24 protein-coding genes are annotated in these 24,933 nt (G+C 63.2%); 13 read left to right on the forward strand and 11 right to left on the reverse strand.

The genetic code is table 11. The features are described from left to right. The first annotated feature begins 7 nt into the window (after nt 1–7). Nucleotides 8–625, forward strand: coding sequence for a transglutaminase-like cysteine peptidase (locus AC0NIE_RS04840; RefSeq protein WP_473485794.1), 618 nt, complete (start codon nt 8–10; stop codon nt 623–625). A 7-nt stretch (nt 626–632) separates the two neighbouring features. On the opposite strand, the gene AC0NIE_RS04845 is transcribed toward AC0NIE_RS04840, so the two are convergent. Genes AC0NIE_RS04845 through AC0NIE_RS04860 form a run of 4 tightly spaced genes read right to left on the reverse strand, consistent with a single transcriptional unit; the run spans nt 633 to nt 3,419 of the window. Continuing rightward, nucleotides 633–1,001 carry a helix-turn-helix domain-containing protein gene (locus AC0NIE_RS04845; protein WP_123148708.1) on the reverse strand — a complete coding sequence of 123 codons (369 nt, stop codon included), beginning with the start codon at nt 999–1,001 and terminating at the stop codon, nt 633–635. 25 nt (nt 1,002–1,026) lie between these two features. Then, complete coding sequence (locus tag AC0NIE_RS04850) at nt 1,027–1,560, reverse strand: Smr/MutS family protein (protein ID WP_123148709.1); 534 nt, start codon at nt 1,558–1,560, stop codon at nt 1,027–1,029. Continuing rightward, nucleotides 1,557–2,693, reverse strand: coding sequence for a murein transglycosylase A (gene mltA / locus AC0NIE_RS04855; protein ID WP_473485795.1), 1,137 nt, complete (start codon nt 2,691–2,693; stop codon nt 1,557–1,559). Before mltA ends, AC0NIE_RS04850 begins: the two co-directional genes overlap by 4 nt. A 24-nt stretch (nt 2,694–2,717) precedes the next feature. Continuing rightward, nucleotides 2,718–3,419 carry a Tim44/TimA family putative adaptor protein gene (locus tag AC0NIE_RS04860; RefSeq protein WP_123148711.1) on the reverse strand — a complete coding sequence of 234 codons (702 nt, stop codon included), beginning with the start codon at nt 3,417–3,419 and terminating at the stop codon, nt 2,718–2,720. 199 nt (nt 3,420–3,618) lie between these two features. Between AC0NIE_RS04860 and AC0NIE_RS04865 the strand changes: the two genes are divergently transcribed. Both AC0NIE_RS04865 and secB read left to right on the forward strand, forming a co-directional pair. Further along, on the forward strand, nt 3,619–4,113 hold the full coding sequence (locus tag AC0NIE_RS04865; protein ID WP_473485796.1) for an FxsA family protein: 495 nt from the start codon (nt 3,619–3,621) through the stop codon (nt 4,111–4,113). A 115-nt stretch (nt 4,114–4,228) separates the two neighbouring features. Then, nucleotides 4,229–4,729: a protein-export chaperone SecB gene (gene secB, locus AC0NIE_RS04870; protein WP_123148712.1), complete on the forward strand. Its 501-nt coding sequence runs from the start codon at nt 4,229–4,231 to the stop codon at nt 4,727–4,729. A 416-nt stretch (nt 4,730–5,145) separates the two neighbouring features. Here the strand turns inward: secB and dnaQ are convergent, their stop codons facing one another. From dnaQ to AC0NIE_RS04895, 5 genes are all read right to left on the reverse strand, one after another. Beyond that, nucleotides 5,146–5,865 carry a DNA polymerase III subunit epsilon gene (dnaQ, locus tag AC0NIE_RS04875; protein ID WP_473485797.1) on the reverse strand — a complete coding sequence of 240 codons (720 nt, stop codon included), beginning with the start codon at nt 5,863–5,865 and terminating at the stop codon, nt 5,146–5,148. Nucleotides 5,866–5,951: 86 nt separating this feature from the next. Further along, on the reverse strand, nt 5,952–6,554 hold the full coding sequence (gene coaE / locus AC0NIE_RS04880; protein ID WP_473485827.1) for a dephospho-CoA kinase: 603 nt from the start codon (nt 6,552–6,554) through the stop codon (nt 5,952–5,954). 5 nt (nt 6,555–6,559) lie between these two features. Continuing rightward, complete coding sequence (locus tag AC0NIE_RS04885) at nt 6,560–7,411, reverse strand: shikimate dehydrogenase (protein ID WP_473485798.1); 852 nt, start codon at nt 7,409–7,411, stop codon at nt 6,560–6,562. Then, nucleotides 7,404–8,003 carry a Maf-like protein gene (locus AC0NIE_RS04890; protein WP_473485799.1) on the reverse strand — a complete coding sequence of 200 codons (600 nt, stop codon included), beginning with the start codon at nt 8,001–8,003 and terminating at the stop codon, nt 7,404–7,406. Before AC0NIE_RS04890 ends, AC0NIE_RS04885 begins: the two co-directional genes overlap by 8 nt. Before the next feature lie 170 nt (nt 8,004–8,173). Further along, complete coding sequence (locus AC0NIE_RS04895; RefSeq protein WP_473485800.1) at nt 8,174–8,995, reverse strand: pyruvate, water dikinase regulatory protein; 822 nt, start codon at nt 8,993–8,995, stop codon at nt 8,174–8,176. 403 nt (nt 8,996–9,398) lie between these two features. Between AC0NIE_RS04895 and hemE the strand changes: the two genes are divergently transcribed. The 3 genes from hemE (at nt 9,399) to rho (ending at nt 12,502) form a co-directional block, all read left to right on the forward strand. Beyond that, nucleotides 9,399–10,427, forward strand: a complete 1,029-nt coding sequence (gene hemE / locus AC0NIE_RS04900; RefSeq protein ID WP_473485801.1) for a uroporphyrinogen decarboxylase — start codon at nt 9,399–9,401, stop codon at nt 10,425–10,427. Further along, nucleotides 10,424–10,975, forward strand: coding sequence for a protoporphyrinogen oxidase HemJ (gene hemJ, locus AC0NIE_RS04905; protein WP_473485802.1), 552 nt, complete (start codon nt 10,424–10,426; stop codon nt 10,973–10,975). Before hemE ends, hemJ begins: the two co-directional genes overlap by 4 nt. A gap of 261 nt (nt 10,976–11,236) precedes the next feature. Then, entirely contained in the window at nt 11,237–12,502 is a 1,266-nt protein-coding gene (rho, locus tag AC0NIE_RS04910; RefSeq protein WP_027153631.1) for a transcription termination factor Rho, read from the forward strand. A 70-nt stretch (nt 12,503–12,572) separates the two neighbouring features. Here rho and AC0NIE_RS04915 read toward each other — a convergent pair whose 3' ends face one another. Further along, complete coding sequence (locus AC0NIE_RS04915; protein WP_473485803.1) at nt 12,573–14,591, reverse strand: thioredoxin domain-containing protein; 2,019 nt, start codon at nt 14,589–14,591, stop codon at nt 12,573–12,575. A 63-nt stretch (nt 14,592–14,654) separates the two neighbouring features. On the opposite strand from AC0NIE_RS04915, the gene mnmE reads away from it, so the two are divergent. The 5 genes from mnmE to AC0NIE_RS04940 all read left to right on the forward strand — a co-directional run bounded on the left by mnmE (nt 14,655) and on the right by AC0NIE_RS04940 (nt 20,669). Beyond that, the gene (gene mnmE, locus AC0NIE_RS04920) at nt 14,655–15,977 is read left to right on the forward strand and encodes a tRNA uridine-5-carboxymethylaminomethyl(34) synthesis GTPase MnmE (protein WP_473485804.1); all 1,323 of its coding nucleotides are present in this window, start codon (nt 14,655–14,657) and stop codon (nt 15,975–15,977) included. 428 nt (nt 15,978–16,405) lie between these two features. Then, a complete protein-coding gene (gene mnmG, locus AC0NIE_RS04925; protein WP_473485805.1) occupies nt 16,406–18,280 on the forward strand; it encodes a tRNA uridine-5-carboxymethylaminomethyl(34) synthesis enzyme MnmG in 1,875 nt (624 codons plus the stop codon). Next, on the forward strand, nt 18,277–18,912 hold the full coding sequence (gene rsmG, locus AC0NIE_RS04930; RefSeq protein WP_473485806.1) for a 16S rRNA (guanine(527)-N(7))-methyltransferase RsmG: 636 nt from the start codon (nt 18,277–18,279) through the stop codon (nt 18,910–18,912). The genes mnmG and rsmG overlap by 4 nt, the downstream gene beginning before the upstream one ends. Before the next feature lie 36 nt (nt 18,913–18,948). Further along, nucleotides 18,949–19,749: a ParA family protein gene (locus tag AC0NIE_RS04935; RefSeq protein WP_123148722.1), complete on the forward strand. Its 801-nt coding sequence runs from the start codon at nt 18,949–18,951 to the stop codon at nt 19,747–19,749. A gap of 35 nt (nt 19,750–19,784) precedes the next feature. Beyond that, on the forward strand, nt 19,785–20,669 hold the full coding sequence (locus AC0NIE_RS04940) for a ParB/RepB/Spo0J family partition protein (protein WP_473485828.1): 885 nt from the start codon (nt 19,785–19,787) through the stop codon (nt 20,667–20,669). Between the two features lie 529 nt (nt 20,670–21,198). On the opposite strand, the gene holA is transcribed toward AC0NIE_RS04940, so the two are convergent. Beyond that, nucleotides 21,199–22,251, reverse strand: a complete 1,053-nt coding sequence (gene holA / locus AC0NIE_RS04945) for a DNA polymerase III subunit delta (protein ID WP_473485807.1) — start codon at nt 22,249–22,251, stop codon at nt 21,199–21,201. A 431-nt stretch (nt 22,252–22,682) separates the two neighbouring features. Between holA and AC0NIE_RS04950 the strand changes: the two genes are divergently transcribed. Both AC0NIE_RS04950 and AC0NIE_RS04955 read left to right on the forward strand, forming a co-directional pair. Beyond that, nucleotides 22,683–23,915, forward strand: coding sequence for a thiamine pyrophosphate-dependent enzyme (locus AC0NIE_RS04950; RefSeq protein WP_473485808.1), 1,233 nt, complete (start codon nt 22,683–22,685; stop codon nt 23,913–23,915). Nucleotides 23,916–23,917: 2 nt separating this feature from the next. After that, nucleotides 23,918–24,931 (forward strand): alpha-ketoacid dehydrogenase subunit beta, encoded by a 1,014-nt coding sequence (locus AC0NIE_RS04955; RefSeq protein ID WP_473485809.1) that lies wholly within the window; start codon nt 23,918–23,920, stop codon nt 24,929–24,931. Nucleotides 24,932–24,933: the final 2 nt, after the last annotated feature.

A 24,933-nucleotide genomic window follows, 5' to 3' on the forward strand; every position in this document is an offset into this window, starting at 1 on the left:
GGGGACAATGATTTCCTCACCACTGGCGAGAACGCTACGCGTGTGCGCACTGTTTGGGCTGGCACTTGCGGCAGGCTGGTCGACGACGGCATCGGCGGCCGGACCAATGGCAACCGGCGGGCCGACATCGCAGCCGATCGGCCACTATGATTTCTGCAAAACCAGTCCGGCCGAATGCTCGATCCACCCGGGCCATCTCGCCCCCGCCACCATGACCGGTGCGCTCTGGCGCAAGATCCTCAGCGTCAATGCCAGGGTCAACACCGCCGTCAAGCCAATAAGCGACATCGACATCTATGGCAGGGACGAGGTCTGGGCCTATCCCGTCAAGGGCGTTGGCGACTGTGAGGACTATGTCCTGGAAAAGCGCCGCGAATTGAATCGCTTGGGCCTGTCCTACGCCAATCTTCTGATGACCGTCGTGCGCAAGCCGGACGGCGAGGGCCATGCCGTGCTGACGGTGCGCACAAGCAAGGGCGACTACATCCTCGACAATCTGGACGGAAAGGTCCGCTCATGGGACCGGACCGGCTACCGCTTCCTCAAGCGACAAGCGATCGACAATACCGGCCGCTGGGTCTCGATCCGTGATGGCCAGCCGGTTCTGGTCGGCGCGGTCCAGTAGCAGGCCGTCACTTTGGCTGCTTCAGCGCGGCGCGGATCGATGCGGTGATGCGGCGAAGCGCCGCTTCGTCGAGTTTTTCGATGTTTTCGGCCAAAACATTGGCAAGCTCGGTGGCGGCGGGGCTGAGGCCCGACGTGTCGAGCTTCACCCGTGGGTGCGAGGTCTCGGCCAGCCGTGCGAGTTCCTCGGCATCGTCCCATATGACGTTGAAATAGCCGATGATCTTCTGGATCAGCGTCCAGGTCGGCGCGCCGCGGCGACCATGCTCCAGCGCCGACAGATAGGCGGCGCTGACGCCGATCGCCTCGGCCATGGCCTTCTGACTGACGCCGCGTTCGCTTCGCAGGGCGCGAAGCTTTTCGCCGAACGGAGTCACAAGTGCATCCTCATGGGGTGCATTCTCATGTGCGTGCGCGCCGCAGGCGGACGTAGAGCGCGCCCGAGCCGCCATGGTTGCGGGCAGCATGGTCGTGGCTGGAGACGAGCGGCCTGAATGCGGGTGTCGACAGCCAGGCCGGCACGGCGCGCCGCAGGATGCCGTCGCCGCCCGACGAGGAGCCTTTGCCGGTGATGACCAGCACGTAGCGAATGCCGCCGGCGTGCGCCCGGTGCAGGAAGGAAAACAGCAGCGAATAGGCTTCGTCCTGGCTCAGGCCATGCAGGTCGACGCGGCCTTCGATCGGCAGCCGGCCCTTCGACAGCTTTTCCAGCGTCGGTTCGTCGAGTGCATGCGAAACATGCTGCGTCTTGGCTTTCGCCGCCGCAGCCGGAGCCATCGCCTGGACACGCGGCGGTGGCTTCGTGTCATCAGCGATGCCCGGGCCGATGTCCGGACTGTCGATGGCGGACTTGCCCTTCAGCGGCTTGGCGGTGCGCGCCACCAGGTTCCACAGGACCCGGTCGTCCTCGCTCAGCCTGTCGATGCGCCGGGTCATCGCCCCGCTCCCGGTACAAGCGGACGCGGTATCAGCGCGTAGAAATCGGCAGGATTGCGGATAACGCCGGCGATCTCGCCGGCCGCATGTCCCGTTCCGGCGAACAGGTCGCCACGGGCTGGCCCGATAATGGCAGAGCCGGTGTCCTGCGCGATCATCAGCCGCCGGAACGGCTTGTTGCCGAAAGCGGTCAGCGACGGCCCATCGATGTAGAACGGCGTCCCGAATGTATGCAGCAGACGGTCGACAGCGACGGAACGGCCCGGTGTCAGCGGCACTTTGGCGGCAGCGATCGGCCCGAGTTCCGGGTCGTCGACAGCCGCCTCGCTGACCGAAGTCTCGCGGAAAAAAATATAGGAGCGGTTGCGCCACAGGATCTCGTCGATGCGATCCGGATGCGCCTGGAACCAGGCGCGGACCGACTGCATGGTCACCGCTTCGAGCGGGATTTCGCCTGTCTCGCTCAGTATCTTGCCCGGTCCGGTAAAGCGCTGGCCGGATTTGGCGGCATAGGTGACGCGGCAAAGCCGGCCGTCGGTCATGGTGAGCCGCGCAGAACCTTGTACGTGGATGAAGAAGGCGTCGACCTTGTCGCCGAGCCAGGCGATTTCCAAACCCTTGCCAGCCAAACCCTTGCCAGCAAGCGCGCCGCGCTCGATCTCGCCGCGGTCGAAATACTCGACCGGTCCGTTCGGCGTGGCGCGGCCGAAGGCGAGATAGGGATCCATGCCGTGCGGCCGGTTGGCGTCGTCGATGTCGACGAGATCGGCCGGACGCGACAGCAGCGGCACCGCAAATCGTTCGGTTCGCACCGGCGAGGCGTCGACCACGGGTTCATAGAAGCCGGTGACGAGGCCGGCGCCGCCGCTTTCGGCTCCTATGTGCGCCGGGATGAAATGCCGCTCGAAGAAGGCGCGGGCTTCGCGCCGGTCGGTTGGCGACACGGTGCGGGCTGCAGCGTAGACTTCGGTGAAGGCATTGAAGTCGACGCCGAGCCCGCCGGAGCGATAGGGTTTCGTCATGACATGAAAAGCCGAGCGCCGGAAAGCGGCGAACGCTGCCAGATGGTCGTCCTCGTCCCAACCGGGCAGATCGTCAAAGGATTTTTCGCTGAACGCCTGAGAAAGCGACACGACAGACCCCGCCGTGGTCCGGGCTCAGTCTTCTTCTTCGGTGGCGACGAGCTTCCAGTTCGGGTCGCGCGAGCGCGTATCGCGGGCAAAGGTCCAGACATCCTTGACCTCGGCGACGGTTTCGGGATCGCCGTCGATGACGGCGCCGGCCTTGTCGCGCGTCGCCGAAATCAGTTCGCTGACGATGCGCAGCGTGATATGCGCCTCGCTGCCCTTCATCTCGGCGGAAACGATGTCGGCCTTGTCGATGCCGACGAAGGAGGACTGGATCTTTTCCGATTTCGCCTCGCGGTCGCCGATGGCCGCGACAAAGCCGTCATAGACCTCGCGCGACAACAGGTTCTTCAGCGTCTTGCGATCGCCATCGGCATAGGCCATGACGATCATCTCATAGGCCATCTTGGCGCCGTCGACGAAGGTCTTCGGGTCGAATGCCGGATCATTGTCCTTGATCGTGCGCAGGCCCTTGTTGAGATCGGTGTCAGGCTTGGCGAAGGCGTCAATCGCCGCATAGGCGTCGCTTGCCGGCTCTCCCGGCGCTCGCTTGCGCGGCAGCGAGACCACATTCTCGGGCTTCTGGGCGTCCTCGCGCGTGCGGCCCGCCGTATAGGGATCGAACGGCGGGCGTTCGCTGCCGGTGCGGCGGCCGAGCACATTGCGCAGCTGGAAAAAGATCACAACCGCCGCAACCAGAAAGAAAATCGTGCCGAAGTCGAAGAATCCCATATCTTCCGCCAATCAATCCCTACTCCGGCCGGACCGCCCGGCCAGGCAATGGCTGCGGTCGCATAGCGTTCAACATCCAAAGCATATAGAACGCAAGCTGCAATCATTCAAATTAAAGGCAGCCATACCTATCTAAAAGGTTCAGTGCCAGCGGCGATTGCTCGCCGGCCGGCAAAACATCGAAACGATCGGTCAAGATTTGCGCATTTCGCTGCTTCCTCTGTTCATCCTCGCGCTTCCGCTTCTGGAGATCGCCGGTTTCGTCATTGTCGGCCGCCAGGTCGGCGCGCTGGCGACGGTCGGCCTGGTGCTGGCTTCGAGCATCGCCGGCGCTCTGTTGTTGCGATACCAGGGTTTCGGCGTCATGACCCGGGTCCGCGCCGAAATGGACGCGGGACGTGATCCAAGCCGCCAGCTCGCGCACGGCGCCATGATCGTTCTGGCCGCGATCCTGCTCATCATTCCCGGCTTCATCACGGACATTTTCGGCATTCTGCTGTTCCTGCCGCCGGTCCGCGACCTCGCCTGGCGCCTGTTGAAAGGCCGCATCGTGCTGGCCACCAGTTTCGGCACCGGCGGATTCGGGGCCCGGCAACGCGACAAGACCATCGACCTCGACGACAGCGACTATTCGCGCGGCGACGAGCGCGGCCCGGATCACAATTCCCCCTGGCGCCGCCTCAAGGATGAGTAGGTCGCCTTTAAGGACGAGCAGGTCGCCAAACCTTGTCTTGTCATGCCGACCATGGTAGCGAACGCCCGATTTCAATCCGGTCAGCAACGCTGCCGAGGCAAAAGGACAAAGGCTTATGGCCAGCAAAGACGACGCGCCGACCGGCGCGGCCAGTGGCAACGGCGACGCGACGCAGCCTTCGCTCAACGTGCTTGCCCAATATGTGAAAGACCTTTCGTTCGAAAGCCCCGGCGCGCCGAACTCGCTGCGCGGCCGCGACAAGGCCCCCGGCATCGCCATCAACGTCAATGTCAACGCCAACCCGCTTTCGGACAAGCAGTTCGACGTCAATCTGACGCTGAACGCCAAGGCGTCCTTCGATAAGGAAGTGCTGTTCAACGTCGAGCTGGTCTATGGCGGCGTGTTCGCCATCAGCGGCTTCCCGCAGGAGCACATGCTGCCGCTGCTGTTCATCGAATGCCCGCGGCTGCTGTTCCCGTTCGCCAGGCAGATCATCGCCGAGGCCACCCGCAATGGCGGCTTCCCGCCGCTGATGCTCGACCCAATCGATTTCGCGCAGATGTTCCAGCAGAAGCTGGCCGAGGACCAGGCCGCCGGCAAGGCCAAGGCGAGCTGAGGCGATTGCTCGGTGACGTTTGAAAAACCCGGCCTCGCGCCGGGTTTTTTCTTTGGGACGCCGGAGGGACAGCGCCCCCTCTGTCCTGCCGGACATCTCCCCCACAAGGGGGGAGATCGGACTTCACACCGGCTTTCTCCAATCGCCAACCTTGCCGGAGTGAGCGGAGCGCCGAAACTGCCAATCTCCCCCCTCGTGGGGGAGATGTCCGGCAGGACAGAGGGGGCGCGAAGGATCGCTACGGGTCGGCTGATCCTGAACGCTGCATTCTTCGGCTGAGGTAACGGCATGGATCCAGGGGTCTGCGCCGCGTCGCTCCTTGCTCCGCCCTAGGATGACGAAGTGGAGGGGCGTTTTCGGCCAATCTCGAAGATTTGCATATCGACGCCACTGCCGATCGGCACCCGTCAAAATCACTATGCCGCGGAACTCGCTTCGGGGGCGACGCGCAGCCAGAGCGCCTTTTCGCCTAATGTGCCGACCATGCTCGTGTGCGCGCTGCGCTCTGCGTCGGTCAGGCGAGACGGCAGCGCAATCGGCCTCACGCCGATGCTGATGTCAATATCGTCGACATTTCTTCTGCCGCCGGCCGGCGCCGTGGCACTGTCGAGGATGAGCGCCGCCTGCTTGCCGCCGATGAGCTCGATATAGACCTCGGCCAGCAATTCCGAATCGAGCAACGCGCCGTGCTTGGTTCGGCGAGCATTGTCGATGCCATAGCGCCGGCACAGCGCGTCCAGCGAATTGGGGCCCATCGGATGCTTGCGGCGCGCCAGCGCCAGCGTGTCGACGACAAGTCCGGGATCAACGACCGGGTGGCCAAGCCGACCGAACTCGACATTGAGGAAAGCGATATCGAAAGTGGCATTGTGGGCGACCAGCTTGGCGCCGTCGATGAAGGCAAGAAACTCCTCGGCGATGTCGCTGAAGGTCGGCTTGCCCATGAGGTCGGCGGCGCTGATGCCATGAACGGCCTGCGCCTCCGCATGAATCGGTCGTCCTTGCGGATTGATGTAATGGTGGAAGGTGCGGCCGGTCGGGAACCGATTGACCAACTCGATGCAGCCAAGCTCGATGACGCGGTCATCACGGAAATCGAGACCGGTGGTTTCCGTATCGAAGATGATCTCGCGCATCGAATCAGTCCGTTGGTTCCGGCGTTATTTCAGCCGAATCATGATGGGAACAAATTGGCAACATATTACGCCGGACGCAAGCGGCGTTAAGCAGGCTTGCCGGCTTTATCCCCGACCAGTTCGGCGACAATCGCATTAACCGCCGCGCGCGCCGCATCAAAACCTTGTCCGGTGTCGATGACGAAATCGGCGGCCTTACGCTTTTCGGCGTCGGGAACCTGCCTGGCCAGGATCGACGCCAGTTTCTCCTCGCTCATGCCCGGCCGCGCCAGCACCCGGGCGCGCTGGACGTCGGGCGAGGCGGTGACGACGACGACCTTGTCGACGCGGTCGCGGCCGCCGGTTTCGAACAGCAGCGGGATGTCGAGAACGACAAGCGGTACGCCGGCAGCGCGGCTCCTGGCCAGGAAGGCGTCGGCGTCGGCGCGGACCAGCGGGTGGATGATCGCTTCCAGTCGTTTCAGCGCGGCTGCATCGCCGAGCACCCGCTCGGCCAGCTTGGTGCGGTCGACCGACCCGGATTTTGTCGTTCCGGGAAAAGCCGCCTCGACCAGCGGAGCGGCCTTGCCGACGTAGAGGCGATGTACCACCTCATCCGAATCGTGGACGGGCACGCCGGCTTCGGCAAACATCTTTGCCGTCGTCGACTTGCCCATGCCGATCGATCCGGTGAGGCCGAGCACGATCATGCTTTTCATTCCCTGGTCATTGCTTGGGCGCCAAGATCGGCGACAATCATCTGCCGCAATTCGGCAGTGACCTGCGGCCTGATGCCGAACCAGCGCTCGAAGCCGGGCACCGCCTGGTGCAAAAGCATGCCGAGCCCGTCGATGGTCTTCAGGCCCCGTGCTCTGGCTGCGGCCAGTAATGGCGTTTCCAACGGCACATAGACAATGTCGGTGACGATGGCATGGTGCGGCAGCCTGGCCGGATCGGCGGACAGGCCTTCATTGCCGTGCATGCCGAGCGCTGACGTGTTGACCAGCAGGCCGGCATCGGCAAGCAGCTCGCCGGTCGCGGCCGTGCTGTGGGCCGAGACCCCGCCGAAGCGGTGGCGCAGCTCCTCGGCTCGGGCGAGCGTCCGGTTGACGATGCGGATATCGTCAACCCCGCGCTGCTTCAGCGCATGGATGACCGCGCGCGAGGCGCCGCCGGCGCCGAGCACCACGGCCGGGCCATTGTCTGCCCAGCCCGGCGCATGCTCGTCGAGATTGGCGGCAAAGCCATGGGCGTCGGTGTTGCCGCCCCACAGTTTTCCGCCCTCGAACCAGAGCGTATTGACCGCGCCGATCTGTTCGGCCGCATCGTCGCGGCGCGCCGCCAGCGCGAAGGCGGCCTCCTTGTGCGGGATGGTGACGTTGCCGCCACGGTAGCCATTCGCCGCGAGCGTTTTGACAAATTCGGCAAAAGCCTCCGGCGCGACGTCGATCGCCCGGTAGCTGCCGTCGACACCGTACTTCGCCAGCCAATAGCCATGGATCTTCGGCGACCGGGAATGCGCTACCGGGTGGCCGGTGACGAAGGCCTTTTTCGCGGCCTCAGCCATCGATGGCGCCGAGGTCACGCAGCTTGGCCAGGACGGGCAGAAGCGGCAGGCCGACAATGGTGAAATAGTCGCCTTCTATTCTTTCGAACAGCTGGATGCCCTCGCCTTCGATCTGGTAGGCGCCGACGCTGGACAGCGCCTTGGCGCCGACTCGCGCCAGATGGCGGCCGATGAAGGCGGGCTCGAGCTTTCGCATGGTCAGGCTGGCGATGCCGACATGCCGCCACAGGGCCGCGCCGTCGCGGGCCAGCACGACGGCGCTGTTGAGTTGATGGGTCTTTCCCGATAGCGCCAAGAGATGGCGGCGCGCGGCTTCCATGTCGGCTGGCTTGTGGAACACTTCGTCGGCGAGCGACAGCGTCTGGTCGCAGCCGAGCACAAGGGCGCCGAGCTTTCGCTCACTGACCTCGGTGGCCTTGGCCTCGGCAAGCACCAGTGCGACGTCCTCGGGCGAGATACCGCTGCCCTGCAAGGGCGCTTCGAGCGCGCGCTCGTCGACTTCCGCCGGAACCGCCTCGACCGCCACGCCGGCATGGACAAGCAGCGCCTTGCGAAACGAGCTGCTCGAGGCAAGGATGATTTTTTCGGCCATTTTTTATCGCCCGATTCCTGACGCTCACTAGGGTGTGTCGAGATTCAGGTCAGGCCGAGCCGAAAATGGTGGCTTCCGAGAACCGGAGCGGAGCGTACTTTTCGTACGTGAGCACCGGAAGCGCAGGAAGCCGCCGTTTGCAGGCCGGCATCACCTGAATATCACACGCCCTAGCGCGTCTTGCCGCGCAGGGCAACGATAGCCGCCGCCGTCTCCTCGATCGAGCGGCGGCTGACGTCGATCATCGGCCAGCCATGCCGGGTGCAGATCTTGCGGGCATAGGCAAGCTCTTCGCTGATCGCGGCGCGGTCGACATAGTCGGTAGGCTCATAGGCGCTGGTGTTGCCGAGGATGCGGTTCTGGCGAACCTGCGAGATGCGCTCGGCGGTGGCGATGAGCCCGACGATCAGCGGCTTCGCGGCGTTGACCAGGCTTTCCGGCACCGGCACGCCGAGCACGATCGGGATATTGGCGGTCTTGATGCCGCGATTGGCGAGATAGATGCTGGTCGGCGTCTTCGAGGTGCGCGAAATGCCGACGAGCACAATGTCGGCATCGTCCATATTGGCCGGCAGCTGTCCGTCATCATGCTCCATGGTGAAGTTGAGCGCGTCGATGCGGCGAAAATATTCGGCGTCGAGGACATGTTGGGCGCCGACGCGGCGGCCGGCCGGCGTGCCGAGATAGGACTGGAACACGGTCAGCACCGGTTCCAGCACGGAGACGCAAGGCAGGCCCATTGCCGCGCAGCGTTCGTCGATGCCGCGGGCGAGGTTCTGGTCGACGACCGTATAAAGGATGATGCCCGGCTCCTCCTCTATGTCCTCGAACACTTTCGTCACCTGCTTTTCGGTGCGGATGAGCGGGTAGATATGCTCGATGGCGCGCGCATCCTTATATTGCGCGGAAGCCGCGCGCCCGGCCGCCAGCAGCGTTTCACCGGTGGCATCGGAAATCAGGTGAAGGTGAAAGAAGCTCTGGGGTTTGTTCACAGGGGTTCGTTCCAAGCTGTGGGCCGATGTGGATAAGGTCGGTCGGAAAGATCGGCCGGTTCGGGGCGACTGTATCAGATGCCAGTTTGTCCACAATTCGATGCGCTGTCGGCTTCGTCGGGCGGCTGGGGACAAGTTCGGGGACGTGCTTTTTTGACTAGGCGTTATCCACAGGTCCGTTTTCTTTGCGCGGGCGGCAACGCATTGTTCCCAGTTGGAAATTTCCAACTGTCCCCAAAGTCCTCCTATCCCGCAGAAGAAGCACGCGACAATATGCTGGCTGGCCTTTTCCGGGGCAAAGCGGGACAGGAAACAACCACCGATACCAACAGACTCTTAGAATCATAAGATTCCTAGAAATAGAATATTTAATTATAGAGAAGCCTGGAGAGGCGAGTGCTGAATGCCTGAAAACCGGATCATGCTGGACGTGTTGAAGGGCAAGGCTGCGTTTCCGCCGCCGATCTGGATGATGCGCCAGGCTGGCCGCTATCTGCCGGAATATCGGGAGACACGCAGGCGGGCCGGGTCATTCCTCGATCTTTGCTACGATCCCGATCTTGCCGTGGAAGTGACACTGCAGCCGATCGAACGCTTCGGCTTCGACGCATCGATCCTGTTTTCCGATATCCTTGTCGTGCCGCATGCGCTGGGCCGCGACGTGCGCTTCGAAGAGGGACGCGGGCCGCTGTTGACGCCGATCTCGGCAACGGAGATTGCGGCTCTCGACGGCGAAACGTTTCACGTGAATCTCGAACCGGTCTATGAGACGGTCAGACGTTTGCGGGCAAAGCTGCCAGATGAAACGACGCTGATCGGCTTCTGCGGCGCGCCGTGGACGGTGGCGACCTATATGATCGCCGGCCACGGCACCTCAGATCAGGCGCCGGCGCGGCTGTTTGCCTATCGCGAGCCGGCGGCTTTCCTGCAGCTGCTGAACGTCCTTGCCGATCATTCGGCCGCCTATCTGATCCGCCAGATCGAAGCCGGCGCCGATGTGGTGCAGATCTTTGACTCGTGGTCCGGCGTGCTCGATGAAGTTTCATTCGAGGTCTTTTGCGTCGGGCCGGTGGCGGAGATCGTCAGGCAGGTTCGGGCCGTCCATCCCAATGTTCCGATTATCGGCTTTCCCAAGGGCGCCGGCGCCCACTATCGCAGCTATCGCAAAAAAACCGGCGTGACGGGGCTGGGGCTCGACTGGACCGTGCCGTTGACGACGGCGAAGGAACTGCAGCGCGGTGGCGCCGTACAGGGCAATCTCGATCCGTTGCGGCTGGTGGCCGGCGGCAAGGCGCTAGCCGACGGCGTCGACGCAATCCTGAAAGCATTGGGCGATGGGCCGCTGATCTTCAATCTCGGCCATGGCATCACGCCGGAGACGCCGATCGCGCATGTCGAGGCGATGGTGAAGATGGTGCGGGCACGTCGATGACCGACACGAATAACGCCAACAGTGGTGCGGACAGCAGCGGGGCGGGAGCGATGCGTCGAGCAGCGATCGCCATCGTCATCTTCCTCGTCCTGGCTGGGCTTCTGTTCCTGTTCGGGCCGGATGATTTCTATCCCTGGGCAAAGGCGATCCATGTCATCGCCGTCATCTCCTGGATGGCGGGCATGCTCTATCTGCCGCGGCTGCTGGTCTATCATGCCGACGCCGAGAAAGGCTCCGCCCAGTCGGAAACCTTCAAGGTGATGGAGCGCCGGCTGCTACGCGGCATCATCAATCCGGCCATGATCATCACCTGGGTATTCGGCCTCTGGCTGGCCTGGAAAGGCTTTGCTTTTCAGGGCGGATGGCTGCATGCCAAGATCGCCGCGGTGCTCGGGCTCTCCGCCGTTCATGGCTATCTGGCAGGCGCGGTCCGCAAATTCGCCGAGGACCGCAACGAAAAGCCCGCGAAGCACTGGCGGATCGTCAACGAGATCCCCACATTGCTGATGATCGTCGTCGTCGTGCTGGTCATCGTGAAGCCGTTCTGACGCCGCCGCATCGGCCAGAAATCGGAATCGATTTTCGGAAAGTACGATGCGGGACTCGAAAAGTCTTACAGCGTCCCTTTGCGCGTCAAGAGAGACGCGCAGCGGCCACAAAAGGCGGCTTGCTCTTTTAGTCGACCGACGATAAAAGACGGGTCTTCCTTCCCGTCATGCGCCGCCCATTCATCGCTTCGGCCGCGCCCGGCATTTGTCGCATCCCGCCGATATTTTCCCCATGCTTACTCACTCAGAGTCCGTCTAATGATGCAAGAAATGAAACTCACCGAGTTCAAGAACAAGAAACCGCCAGAGCTGATTGCCTATGCCGAATCGCTCGAGGTCGAGAACGCCAGTGTGATGCGCAAGCAGGAGCTGATGTTCGCGATCCTGAAGCGGCTGGCGACCCAGGATATCGAGATCATCGGTGACGGCGTCGTCGAAGTGCTGCAGGACGGATTTGGCTTCCTGCGCTCGGCCAACGCCAATTATCTGCCGGGTCCGGACGATATCTACATCTCGCCGTCGCAGATCCGCCGGTTCTCGCTGAAGACCGGCGACACGGTCGAAGGCCCGATCCGCAGCCCGAAAGAGGGCGAGCGCTATTTCGCGCTGCTCAAGGTCAACACGATCAATTTCGACGACCCGGAAAAGATCCGCCACAAGATCCATTTCGACAATCTAACGCCGCTTTATCCGACCTCGCGGCTGAAGATGGAAATGGATGTTCCGACCTCGAAGGACATTTCGGCCCGCGTCATCGACCTGGTGGCGCCGCTCGGTAAAGGCCAGCGCGCCCTGATCGTGGCGCAGCCGCGCACCGGCAAGACGGTGCTCTTACAGAACATCGCCCACTCGATCACCACCAATCATCCGGAATGCTATCTGATCGTGCTCTTGATCGACGAGCGGCCGGAAGAAGTCACCGACATGCAGCGTTCGGTGAAGGGCGAGGTCGTCTCCTCGACCTTCGACGAACCGGCGGTGCGCCACGTCCAGGTCGCCGAAATGGTGATCGAGAAGGCCAAGCGCCTTGTCGAGCACGGGCGCGACGTCGTCATTCTGCTGGATTCGATCACCCGCCTCGGCCGTGCCTACAACACCGTGGTGCCGTCATCCGGCAAGGTGCTGACCGGCGGTGTCGACGCCAATGCGCTGCAGCGGCCGAAGCGCTTCTTCGGTGCCGCCCGCAACATCGAGGAAGGCGGCTCGCTGACCATCATCGCCACCGCGCTAATCGACACCGGCAGCCGTATGGACGAGGTCATCTTCGAAGAGTTCAAGGGTACCGGCAACTCGGAGATCGTGCTCGACCGCAAGGTCGCGGACAAGCGCATTTATCCGGCCATGGACATCCTCAAGTCCGGCACCCGCAAGGAAGACCTGCTGGTCGCCCGCCAGGATCTGCAGAAGATCTTCGTGCTGCGCCGCATCCTGGCGCCGATGGGCACCACCGACGCCATCGAGTTCCTGATCGACAAGCTCAAGCAGACCAAGACCAACGCGGATTTCTTCGATTCGATGAATACGTAAGGGGTTGGACAGCGCTGCCCCTTCCTGCCTTCTCCCACAAGGGGAGAAGGAGAACCGCGCACCCCCTCACCTATCCGCGCCGCAACCGCCGCTCGAGCTCCTCAGTGTCCGTTATCACCGGCAGGCAGACCTGCCCGGTGCACAGCCAGGCGCCGGGCTCGGTCGTTGGCGGCAGAACGCCGCCTGGGAGCATCGGCAGGTTTGTCGCCGAACCGACCGGCACGATAGTGTCGATCCGGCGCGGGTCCGGATTTCGATTCGCGACCGGAACAAGCCCCGGATTCTCCGGGTTCTCCACCAGCACCAGCTTCAACGGCTCGATCGCCAAGGCACAGGCGTTGACGACACCCGCTTGGCCATAGGCCTGGTGCGCCGCACGGCCGGCCGCGTGTTCGGCGATCCTCAAGGTCTTTTCCTGCAATTCGAGATCGCCCGAAAGCGAAGACAATCGAACCAGAGCCTCGATGATCTGGCCGGCCGCTGACGGAATGGCCTCGTCGACATCGCCCCTGATGCGGATCGGCACGTCGCTGCTGTCCGACGCGGTGAGATAGTAGCCGATGTTGTTCTCATCGCTATGCCATTGATCGAGCTGCGCGATGAATTGGCCGGCCAGCTTGGCATAACTCGATGTGCCGGTAGCCTCGAACAATGAGATCGCGGCGTTGGTCATGGCGGCGTAATCGCTCGACAGCGCCGGAAAAAGCTTCTTTGCGCCAAGCATCGAATGCGGCAGCCGGCCGTCTCGACCAGCGCTGGCAATGGCAGCAAAGGCCTGTTCCGCCGCCTCGATCCAGTCGATCCGTTTCAGAGCGCGCCCGGCTTCGGCGAGAGCCGCGATCACCAGGCCGTTCCAATCGGTCAGGATTTTGCCGTCACGCCCGGGTCTGACGCGCTGCTCCCGGGCTGCCAGCAATTTTTCTTTCAGCGGGATGAGCCGGTCGCGATCGGCGACGCTTTGCTTTTGCTGGGCCTCAGTCTGGTGGATGATCGGCTTGCCCTCCCAGCCATGCGGGCCGGAAAGCGTGAAGTATTTGACAAATAAGGCTGATTCGTCGCCGAGAGCGGTTTCGATCTCATCCCTGCTCCAGGTGTAGAACAACCCCTCTTCGCCCTCGCTGTCGGCGTCGAGGCTGGCAGCGAAGGCACCGCCATCGACGCGCATCTCGCGCAAGAGCCAGTCGATCGTCTCTTCGATTCGCCCCCGGAACAATTCATTGCCGGTCGCCGCATAAGCCCAGTTGCACAGCCGGACGAGCTGGGCGTTGTCGTAGAGCATCTTTTCGAAATGTGGCACCAGCCATTCGGCATCGGTGGAGTAGCGGCTCAGCCCGCCGCCGATATGGTCGTAGATGCCGCCAGCCAGCATCTTTTCGAGGCTGAGCAGGACGGCGTCGCGATGGGCTGTGGCGCCGTCGCGCAGCCAGGACAGCCAGAGCGTCTGCATGAACGGCGCATTGGGGAATTTGGGCGCGCCGCGCAGGCCGCCCAGATCCCGGTCGATCATGCCGTCGATACCGTTGGCGAGCGTGGCGAGCGTGTCGCGATCGAGCACGGCCTTGGCATGCGTGCCCGCCAGCCGCGCCTTGACATGCGTGGTCAGGCCGTCGGCGCTTTGGTTAACGCTTTCTTTCTTCTCGCGCCACGCCTTGTCGACCGCCTCCAGCACCTGGACGAAGCCAGGGCGACCGTAACGTGCCTCGCGCGGAAAATAGGTGCCGCCCCAGAAAGGTTTTCCGTCCGGTGTCAGGAACATGGTCAGCGGCCATCCGCCCTGCTCGCCCATCGAGGACAGTGCGGCCATATAGATCTGGTCGATGTCCGGCCGCTCCTCGCGATCGACCTTGATATTGACGAAGAGACGGTTCATGACGGCGGCGACGTCGTCGTTCTCGAAGCTTTCGTGGGCCATGACATGGCACCAGTGACAGGCCGCGTAGCCGACCGAGAGCAGGATTGGCCGCTCGAGCGCCCTTGCCTCGGCAAGCGACGCCGGCGACCATGCCCGCCAATGCACCGGGTTGCCGCTATGCTGCTGCAGGTAGGGGCTGGCCTCTTCGGCAAGTAGATTTTGCGCGGGCAATGTCACGGTTGATAACTCGGCAATTGTCAATGAACAAGCGAAGCTAGGGCGGTTGTGCTGGGTCGGCAAATGATTTCCGGTGATTCCATAGTTGCCCTGTCGAGCGGCCGCCTGCCCGCCGGTGTTGCCGTGATCCGCATTTCCGGCTCGAAGAGTCGATTCGTCGTCGAAACGATTGCCGGTTCGATTGTTCAGAACCGTGTTGCCGCATATCGCAAGTTCAGGGCGCCCGACGGATCGGTGCTCGACAGCGGCCTGGTCGTCTTTTTTGCCGGGCCCAACAGCTTTACCGGCGAGGACATCGCCGAATTCCATGTCCATGGCGGGCGTGCCGTGGTGGCGAAGATGCTGGAAACGATCGCCGGCTTTGACGGCGTCAGGCATGCCGAGCCGGGCGAGTTCACCCGCCGTGCGTTTCTCAACGGCAAGGTCGATCTGGTCGAGACCGAGGCGCTGGCCGATCTCGTCAATGCCGAGACGGAGGCGCAGCGGCGCTTTGCCGTGCAGAATGCCGAAGGCGCGCAGAGCGAGCTCTATGTCAACTGGCGCCGTCGGCTTATTCATGCACGGGCGATGATCGAGGCCGAGATCGATTTTGCCGACGAAGACGATGTGCCGGGTTCCGTTGCGGAGACGGTCTGGTCGGACGTCCGCGCGATGATCGACGAGATCGAACGTCATGTCCAAGGGTTCCGGGCCGCCGAGATCATCCGCGACGGGTTCGAGGTCGTCATCCTCGGCGCACCGAATGCCGGCAAATCCAGCCTGTTCAACGCTCTGGCCCGGCGCGAGGCGGCGATCGTCACCGAAGAGCCCGGCACCACCCGCGATCTGCTCGAAGTGGTGCTGGATCTGGAGGGGATGCGGGTAAGAGTAACCGACACCGCCGGCTTGCGTGAGACACCCGGCAGGATCGAGGCGATCGGTATCGAAAGGGCGAGGAGCAAGGCCGGCACTGCCGATTTGTTGCTGGTGTTGGAGGATATGATGGAGCCGGTCCCCATCGGCGTAGTTCCAGCCGATGTCCCGTCATTGAGGATCGGGACGAAGGTCGATTTGCTGCGGGATGAATCGCTTGTGGCGCGCTACGACGTGGTAATCTCGACCAGGGACGGGACAGGGCAGGCGGAATTGCTGGCGGAGATCGGCCGTCGCGCCGCCGCGCAGATCGGCGAGGCCGGTGACGTCCTGCCGTCGCGGCTGCGGCACGTCGAACTCCTCAATGAGACGAAGCGCTTCCTGCTTGCGGCAGTGGCAGGGGATGAGCGCGGGCAGGAGTTGCGGGCCGAGGAATTGCGGCTGGCAGCGGATAGGCTTGGCCGCATCATTGGAGCGGTCGATGTCGAGGACATGCTGGACGTTATTTTCTCGCAGTTCTGCATTGGCAAGTGACTCACGTGAAACACTTGGGGAGGTTGGGCGGCCTCGGATGATTCACGTGAAACACCACGCGATTAGCTCGAAGGCATTGTTTCACGTGAAACGATTCGCTGGGCAATCGCTTCATTCTTCCGGGGCGATGTGCGGCTCTTCCTTCTCCCCTTGTGGGAGAAGGTGTCGCCGAAGGCGACGGATGAGGGGTGTTCCAGCTTGGCAAAGTCGGCACTCCGGCCAGCACCCCTCTTCCGTCTCGGCGCTGCGCGCCAATCCACCTTCTCCCACAAGGGGAGAAGGCAAGAGGGGCGGCGCCGACTTTGGCCGTCTCAGCATGGGTTTGTCCCTGCTACATATCCGAAGAGATTACCCGCCAATCGACGGTGTTCTTGACAGCGCGTGCCTCCGGGCACATGTGTCGGTCCACTTGAATTCGGGATTCTAAAATGACCGATCATTATGATGTGGTTGTGGTGGGTGGCGGCCATGCTGGTTGCGAGGCGGCCAGCGCGGCCTCGCGCGCTGGCGCGAGGACGGCGCTGGTGACGCTGCGCTTCGAGACGATCGGCGTCATGTCGTGCAATCCGGCGATCGGCGGGCTTGGCAAGGGGCATCTGGTTCGCGAGATCGACGCTATGGACGGGCTGATGGGGCGCGTCGCCGATGCGGCCGGCATCCAGTTCCGTTTGCTCAACCGCCGCAAGGGCCCGGCAGTTCGCGGGCCGCGGACGCAAGCGGACAGAAAACTCTATCGGCTCGCCATGCAGGCGGCGATTCGCGAGCAGGCCGGTCTCGACGTGGTCGAGGGCGAGGTTCTGGATTTCGAAATCGACAATGGACGCATAGCGGCCGTGCTGCTGGCGGATGGTCGCAGACTTGCTTGCTGCGCCGTGGTGCTGACGACCGGCACCTTTCTGCGCGGGCTGATCCATATCGGCGAGAAGAAGATCGTTGCCGGCCGCATGAACGAGCAGGCCAGCATCGGCCTGTCGGCCACGATGAGCCGCGCCGGCTTCAAGCTTGGGCGGTTGAAGACCGGCACGCCGCCACGGTTGGACGGGCGGACGATCGATTGGGCGTCGCTGGAGAGTCAGGCGGCCGATGACAATCCCGTGCCGTTTTCGCTGATGACCGACCGCATCGACAACCCGCAGATCCATTGCGGCATCACGCGAACGACCGCGGCGACGCATGAGCTGATTCGCGCCAATCTGAGCCGTTCCGCAATGTATTCCGGCTCTATCGAAGGCGTTGGGCCGCGTTACTGCCCGTCGATCGAGGACAAGATCGTCAAGTTCGGCGACCGCGAGGGCCACCAGATTTTCCTTGAGCCGGAAGGGCTGGACGACGACACCGTCTACCCGAACGGCATTTCGACTTCGCTGCCGGAGGACGTACAGCTCGACATTCTAAAAACCATTCCTGGCCTTGAGCGTGTCACCATGCTGCAGCCGGGTTACGCCATCGAATATGACCATGTCGATCCGCGCGAGCTCAAGCCGACGCTGGAAACCAAGCGAATCTCCGGTCTTTTTCTGGCAGGGCAGATCAACGGCACCACTGGTTACGAGGAGGCCGGCGCGCAAGGGCTGCTGGCCGGCCTCAACGCCGCGCGGCAGGCTCCGGCGAGCGACCAGATCGTGCTCAGTCGCACCGAGGCCTATATCGGCGTCATGGTCGACGACCTGACCAGCCGCGGCATCGCCGAACCTTACCGGATGTTCACCTCGCGGGCCGAGTTCCGGCTGTCGCTGCGGGCCGACAACGCCGATGAGCGGCTCACGCCGCTGGCGATGAAGTTCGGGATTGCCTCGCAGGAGCGGATGCAACGGTTTAGCGACGTCGTGCAGGACCTTGAAAAGGCGAGGGACCTTGCGCTTGGCACGACCATGACCCCCAACGAAGCGGCGCGCCATGGGCTCGAGATCAACAGGGACGGTGTGCGCCGCTCCGCCTATGAGTTGCTGGCCTATCCCGGCGTCGATGTCGGTTGGCTGGCCCGAATCGCTCCGCAGTTTGCAGCAATCGACGCCAAGACGGCCGAGCGCCTCGAAACGGAAGCGAGATATTCGGTCTATCTCGATCGCCAGGAAGCTGACGTCACGCAGATCAGGCATGAGGAGAGCCGGCTGATCCCGGATTCACTCGATTTCGCCTCTGTTCCAGGCCTTTCCAATGAGCTGAAGCAGAAGATGCTGGCGCGTCAGCCGCGCTCGATCGCCGATGCGCAGCGTATGGAAGGCATGACGCCGGCTGCACTGGCCATCATTGTCGCGCATGTCCGCAACGCCGAGGCTGCTGCACGAAGGAATGTTGCGTGAGCGCTGCCTCATGGGCGAGCCTGCAAGAGGCTGCCGGTCCAGTTTCACGTGAAACATTCGAACGCCTGGTAGAGTTCGAGACGGTCTTTCAGAAATGGAACCGCCGGATAAACCTGGCGGCGCAGTCGACGCAGGACGATGTCTGGCGCCGCCACATCCTCGACAGCGCGCAGCTGGCGCGAATCAAACCAGAGGCGAAGCGCTGGATCGATCTCGGCTCTGGCGGCGGTTTTCCCGGCCTTGTGCTTGCGTTCCTGCTCGCCGAGCGCGACGGCGCCAGTATCGATCTGGTTGAAAGCAATCGGAAAAAAGCATCGTTCCTGCAAGCGGTCGTCGGCCAATTCAACCTGCCCGCCAGGGTCGTCGCGCGTCGCATCGACGACGCCTATCCGTTTGTTTCAACACCTCAAATCGTCACTGCCAGAGCGCTGGCGTCGCTACCGGTCTTGCTCAAACTGTCGGCGCCGTGGCTGACGGCCGGCGCGCGCGGCCTGTTCCACAAAGGCCGGGATTACCGTGCCGAACTGGCAGAAAGCGCTCAACGATGGTCGTTCGATCTGGTAGAACATGCCAGCGCGACCGACGCTCATGGCGTCATCCTCGAACTGTCTGATTTGCGCCAACTGACTTAGATCGGCGACCTCGGAATGAATTTCTGGCATAGACCCATGATGAAGAATGGCCCCCGAATCATCACCGTAGCCAACCAGAAGGGCGGCGTCGGCAAGACGACGACGGCCATCAATCTGGCCACGGCGCTGGCCGCGATCGGCGAGCGGGTGCTGATCGTCGATCTTGATCCGCAAGGCAATGCCAGCACCGGCCTCGGCATCGACCGGCGCGACCGCACCGTTTCCTCCTATGACGTGCTGACTGGCGAGCTCGATCTGGAGGCGGCGGCGATCCCGACGGCGGTGCCGGGCCTGTCGATCGTGCCGTCGACGCTCGACCTGCTCGGCATCGAAATGGAGATCGCGTCGGCGCCGGACCGGGTGCTGCGGCTGCGCAACGCCTTACGCGCCTCGGCTGATCGATCGGCCAATTTTGGCTATGTGCTGATCGATTGTCCGCCGTCGCTCAATCTTCTGACGCTGAACTCGATGGCGGCGGCCGATTCGGTGCTGGTGCCGCTGCAATGCGAGTTCTTCGCGCTCGAAGGCTTGAGCCAGCTGCTGGAGACGGTCGAGCAGGTTCGCCGCTCGATCAATCCCGAGCTGACGATCCAGGGCATCGTGCTAACCATGTTCGACGGGCGCAACAATCTCGCCAACCAGGTGGTGCAGGACGTGCGGGCGCATATGGGCGACAAGGTCTATGAAACCGTGATCCCGCGCAATGTGCGTGTCTCCGAGGCGCCGTCCTACGGCAAGCCGGCGATCCTCTACGACCTCAAATGCTCCGGCAGCCAGGCCTATCTGCAGCTTGCCTCCGAGGTGATCCGCCGCGAGCGCAAACTGCGCGCCGCCTAGAAGCCGATTCGATACCGAAACGATCTGGACAGATGATGAGTGAAGACCTTTCGAGAAAAAGACTGGGGCGGGGACTGGCGGCGCTGATCGGCGAAATCGATCGGCCGGCAGCGCCGGAAAAGCAGGGCATGAATGCCGACGGCAAGGTGCCGATCGAGTTCCTGAGCCCGAACCCAAAGAATCCGCGCCGGCATTTTGGCGACGCCGACCTGACCGATCTTGCCCAGTCGATCCGTGAACATGGCGTGGTGCAGCCGGTGGTGGCACGGCCATCGCCGACGCAAGCTGGCCGCTACGAGATCATCGCCGGCGAGCGGCGCTGGCGCGCGGCGCAGCGCGCCGGGCTGACCGAGATCCCGATCATCGTGCGCGATGTCAACGATCGCACCGCGCTCGAACTGGCGATCATCGAAAACGTCCAGCGCACCGACCTCAACCCGGTCGAGGAGGCGATGGGCTACCAGCAGCTGATCGACGATCACGGCTACACCCAGGCCGATCTCGGCCAGGTGATCGGCAAGAGCCGCAGCCACGTCGCCAACACGCTCAGGCTGCTGAAGCTGCCGGACGTGATTCGCGACATGCTGGTCGATGGCGCGCTGTCGGCCGGCCACGCCCGCACATTGGTGACGGCGCAGGATCCGGCGGGCCTGGCCAAGCGGATCGTCGAGGACGGGCTTTCGGTGCGCCAGGCCGAAGCGCTGGCGCAGATGCCGACCGGCGCTCCAACGGTAAAGCGACAGCCTGCAGCACCGGCACAGAAGGATGCCGATACGTTGGCGCTGGAAAAGCTGATGACCGGCACGATCGGCATGATCGTCACGATCGAGCACAAGGAGCGCGGCGGCGTGATCAGCGTCGCTTACCGGACGCTGGAGCAGCTCGATGAGCTTTGCCGGCGGTTGAAGCAGGAGCGGTGATTAGCCGGCAATGGCCTCGGGGTCTGCTTGTTTTAGGCGAGGACAGGCGACCTCATAGCCTACCTGCTCCAGCGTTTCCGCCGCCCCTCACCTGCCTGCCGGCATCCTCTCCCCGTATAGCGACGGGAGAGGGGGCTGTCATCGAGGGTTTCGCCAATCACCAACGTTGCAGAAAAGGTGCCGAGGCTGCGGTCAGCCTCTTTCTCCCCGTTTACGGGGAGAAATGCCCGGCAGGGCAATGAGGGGCGGCGCAAGCATCGACAACTGCTAGCCTCCAAATTGGAGTTTTGTCTGGGCTGGACGCTCTCACTGAAGATTAATGACTATTGTGGCGGCAATCGCGAAGATGGCGAAGCCCACGAGTATCAGTTTGAATATAATAACGAAGTAGCCTGAGATACTGACGAGAAACTCATCCCTTCGTTTGAGTTCTTCGGAATCAGTAGTCGGATTAAGATCGCCATAACGAAATGCGAGCTTGATTCGCTCTGACAGATTGAGCTTTGGTTTCTTCGTTTCCACGAGGCCCCTACAAGCCGTTACCTCGGAGCAGCCGGGCGCTTTCCACAGCAATGCCGAGCAGCGCCTGCCGTGCCAGCGCGACCGAGAGGTCCGGCCGGCGCCGCGTCTGCAGGACCGCCGTCTGCAGCCTGGTCAAAGCGCGGCCAAGCGCCTCGCTGTTCCAGCGTTCGAGGGCGTTCTCCACCAACTTGCGCCGCGAGAAAAAAACCGGCGGGCGCGCCGCGGCAACGACCGCCGCGGCGTTGCGGCCGCCGGTGTCCATCAAGCCGCGCATCGCCTGGATCGCCTGCAGCTGCCGCATCGCCGAGGAAAGCACCAGAAAAGCCTGGCCGCCGGACTGGCAGTGGCGGGTGAAGGCCATGTCGAAATCGCCGACCTTGCCTTCGAGCACGGCATCGACGGCGTCGTCGAAGGACAGACCGGAGACGTCGCCCGATGTCGCCTTGACGTCGTCGAGGCCGATTTCGGCCTGACCGTGGGCATAAAGCACCAGCTTTTCGATCTCGCCGCGGGAGGCCAGCCGGTCACCACCGAGGTTACGGCGCAGCGCCTGACGGGCCTCCAGCGTCATCGACATGCCGGCCTTGCGCAATTCGTCGTCGATGACCGCATCGATGTCCCGGGCCTCGTCGGCGTAGCACGGCAAGGCCATGGCAATGTCTGCCGCCTCGACGATGGAACGCAACCCGACGCCTTTCTTCAGGTCGCCGGCCTCGATCAGAATGATGGCGTCACGCGGCGGCTCTGATGTCAGCGCCTTGACGTCATCGGCAAGCGCCTTCTGGCCCGAGGCATTGCGCACCCAGAGCAGGCGCCGGTCCGAAAACATCGGCACGGTGCGCGCCTCGTCGAGCAGGCGGCCCTCGTCGTGGTCGACTTCCGAACCGTCCAGCCTGACCACCGAGAACGGATCGTCGAGCGGCAGTCCGGTTTTGCCGGCAAAGGCCTTCGCCCGCTCGGCGACGAGCCCGCGATCGGGCCCGTAAAGCAGGACGATCGAGATGCGCGGGTCCGGCCGCGCCAACCACGAATCGACTTCGTAACCTTTCTTCTGTGCCATGGGTTCTGGTTAGCATGATGCGGGTGCGGGGTGAACGGCGCACCCCTCCTTTCCTTCTCCCCCTTGTGGGAGAAGGTGGATTGGCGCGTAGCGCCAAGACGGTTGAGGGGTGCTGGACGGAGTGCCGTCCTTGCCAAGCTGGAACACCCTCATCCGTCGCCTTCGGCGACACCTTCTCCCACAAGGGGAGAAGGAAAGGGGCGCCGCGCGAGGCCTCAATCCGACGCATTGTCTTATCTGGCGGGAAACCCGGCGCAATCATGCGCCAAATTGCGCATGGCGGCGGAAGATCGACAAGAAATTTCGCCGACATATCTTCATCTTGGCAAGTGCTGGCTGGCGCGTCGCTGGCCTGAAGCCCTGCCCGACGAATTGGCACTGGTCTGGCGGTGTGCAAATATCGCGCCGGGCAACATGGGAGGACGAAGGTCATGGCCGAAACAGGAATGTTGCGCTTCCATGTGCCGGAACCCGAGGTGCGGCCGGGCGGGACGCCGGATTTCTCTGATGTGACCATCCCCAAGGCCGGCTCGGTGCCGCGCCCGGAGATCGACGTCGATCCGCGCACCATCCGCGACATGGCGTTCTCGATCATCCGCGTGCTGAACCGCGCCGGCGAAGCCGTCGGTCCGTGGGCCGGCCTGCTTTCCGACGACGAGTTGCTGGAAGGGCTGCGCCATATGATGAAGCTGCGCAGCTTCGACGCGCGCATGCAGATGGCGCAGCGCCAGGGCAAGACCTCTTTCTACATGCAGCATCTCGGCGAAGAGGCGGTGAGTTGCGCCTTCCGCAAGGCGCTGGCGTCGGGCGACATGAACTTTCCGACCTATCGGCAGGCCGGGCTGCTCATCGCCGACGGCTATCCGATGGTCACAATGATGAACCAGATCTATTCGAACGAGGCCGATCCGCTGAAGGGGCGGCAGCTGCCGATCATGTATTCGTCGAAGGAGCACGGCTTCTTCTCGATCTCCGGAAATCTGGCAACGCAATATATCCAAGCGGTCGGCTGGGCGATGGCTTCGGCGATCAGCAATGATTCGAAGATCGCCGCCGCCTGGATCGGCGATGGTTCGACGGCCGAGTCCGATTTCCATTCGGCGCTGGTGTTCGCCTCGACCTACAAGGCGCCGGTCGTGCTCAATGTCGTCAACAACCAGTGGGCGATCTCGACTTTTCAGGGCATCGCCCGGGGCGGCTCCGGCACTTTCGCCGCCCGCGGTCTTGGTTTCGGCATTCCCTCGCTGCGGGTCGACGGCAACGATTATCTGGCCGTCCATGCCGTGGCTAAATGGGCGGCCGAGCGCGCGCGGAAAAATCTCGGGCCGACGCTGATCGAATATGTCACCTACCGCGTCGGCGCGCATTCGAGCTCGGACGATCCGTCGGCCTACCGGCCGAAGGCCGAGTCCGACGCATGGCCGCTCGGCGACCCGATCGTCAGGCTGAAAAACCACCTCATCCAGCGCGGCGTCTGGTCGGACGAACGCCACACTCAGGCCGAGGCGGAAATCCTCGAAACGGTGATCGCAGCGCAAAGGGAGGCCGAGCGCCACGGCACGCTGCATGCCGGCGGCAAGCCCTCGGCGCGCGACATGTTCGAGGGAGTCTATGCCGAGATGCCGCCGCATCTCAGGCGCCAACGCCAGCAGGCAGGGGTCTGACCATGCCAAGGCGGACCATGATCGAAGCGATCCGCGACGCCATGGACGTGTCGATGGCGCGCGACGAACGCGTCATCGTGTTCGGCGAGGATGTCGGCTTCTTCGGCGGCGTCTTCCGCTGCACACAGGGCCTACAGGCGAAATACGGCAAGAGCCGCTGCTTCGATGCGCCGATCAGCGAATCCGGCATTGTCGGCTCGGCCATCGGCATGGCCGCCTACGGCCTGAAACCTTGCGTCGAGGTGCAGTTTGCCGACTATGTTTATCCGGCCTATGACCAGATCGTCTCGGAGGCGGCGCGGCTGCGCTACCGCTCGAACGGCGATTTCACCTGCCCGATCGTGGTCAGGATGCCGACCGGCGGCGGCATTTTTGGCGGCCAGACCCACAGCCAGAGCCCGGAGGCTCTATTCACGCATGTCTCCGGCCTGAAGGTCGTCGTGCCGTCCAACCCGAACGACGCCAAGGGTCTTTTGATCGCGGCGATAGAGGATCCCGACCCGGTGATCTTCCTGGAGCCGAAGCGGCTCTACAACGGTCCGTTCGACGGCCATCACGAGCGCCCGGTGACGCCGTGGTCGAAGCATGAGCTCGGCGAGGTCGCGGACGGGCATTACACGGTCCCGCTCGGCAAGGCGGTGATCCGCCGGCCGGGTGCCGATGTCACCGTGCTTGCCTATGGCACGATGGTCTATGTCGCGCAGGCGGCGGCCGAGGAGACCGGCATCGACGCCGAGATCGTCGATCTGAGGACGCTGCTGCCGCTCGATCTCGAGACGATCGTCGGCTCGGTGAAAAAGACGGGCCGCTGCGTGGTCGTGCACGAGGCGACGCTGACATCCGGGTTCGGTGCCGAACTTTCGGCGCTGGTACAGGAGAACTGCTTCTATCATCTGGAAGCGCCGGTGGCGCGGGTCGCCGGCTGGGACACGCCCTATCCGCATGCGCAGGAGTGGGACTATTTTCCTGGTCCGGCCAGGCTCGGCCGAGCGCTCGTTGAAACGATGGAGGCCTGACG

Source organism: Mesorhizobium sp. WSM4842 (genome assembly GCF_055901575.1).

Bases quoted from the DNA above. Each gene is read 5' to 3' on its own strand.
- AC0NIE_RS04840 (WP_473485794.1), top strand. From the start codon at position 8: ATGATTTCCTCACCACTGGCGAGAACGCTACGCGTGTGCGCACTGTTT.
- AC0NIE_RS04955 (WP_473485809.1), top strand. From the start codon at position 23,918: ATGCCAAGGCGGACCATGATCGAAGCGATCCGCGACGCCATGGACGTG.
- AC0NIE_RS04885 (WP_473485798.1), bottom strand. From the start codon at position 7,411: ATGGCTGAGGCCGCGAAAAAGGCCTTCGTCACCGGCCACCCGGTAGCG.
- mnmE (WP_473485804.1), top strand. From the start codon at position 14,655: ATGATTTCCGGTGATTCCATAGTTGCCCTGTCGAGCGGCCGCCTGCCC.
- AC0NIE_RS04890 (WP_473485799.1), bottom strand. From the start codon at position 8,003: ATGGCCGAAAAAATCATCCTTGCCTCGAGCAGCTCGTTTCGCAAGGCG.
- holA (WP_473485807.1), bottom strand. From the start codon at position 22,251: ATGGCACAGAAGAAAGGTTACGAAGTCGATTCGTGGTTGGCGCGGCCG.
- dnaQ (WP_473485797.1), bottom strand. From the start codon at position 5,865: ATGCGCGAGATCATCTTCGATACGGAAACCACCGGTCTCGATTTCCGT.
- rho (WP_027153631.1), top strand. From the start codon at position 11,237: ATGCAAGAAATGAAACTCACCGAGTTCAAGAACAAGAAACCGCCAGAG.
- mnmG (WP_473485805.1), top strand. From the start codon at position 16,406: ATGACCGATCATTATGATGTGGTTGTGGTGGGTGGCGGCCATGCTGGT.
- AC0NIE_RS04850 (WP_123148709.1), bottom strand. From the start codon at position 1,560: ATGACCCGGCGCATCGACAGGCTGAGCGAGGACGACCGGGTCCTGTGG.
- AC0NIE_RS04950 (WP_473485808.1), top strand. From the start codon at position 22,683: ATGGCCGAAACAGGAATGTTGCGCTTCCATGTGCCGGAACCCGAGGTG.
- hemE (WP_473485801.1), top strand. From the start codon at position 9,399: ATGCCTGAAAACCGGATCATGCTGGACGTGTTGAAGGGCAAGGCTGCG.
- coaE (WP_473485827.1), bottom strand. From the start codon at position 6,554: ATGATCGTGCTCGGCCTCACCGGATCGATCGGCATGGGCAAGTCGACG.
- AC0NIE_RS04935 (WP_123148722.1), top strand. From the start codon at position 18,949: ATGATGAAGAATGGCCCCCGAATCATCACCGTAGCCAACCAGAAGGGC.
- AC0NIE_RS04860 (WP_123148711.1), bottom strand. From the start codon at position 3,419: ATGGGATTCTTCGACTTCGGCACGATTTTCTTTCTGGTTGCGGCGGTT.
- AC0NIE_RS04940 (WP_473485828.1), top strand. From the start codon at position 19,785: ATGAGTGAAGACCTTTCGAGAAAAAGACTGGGGCGGGGACTGGCGGCG.
- hemJ (WP_473485802.1), top strand. From the start codon at position 10,424: ATGACCGACACGAATAACGCCAACAGTGGTGCGGACAGCAGCGGGGCG.
- secB (WP_123148712.1), top strand. From the start codon at position 4,229: ATGGCCAGCAAAGACGACGCGCCGACCGGCGCGGCCAGTGGCAACGGC.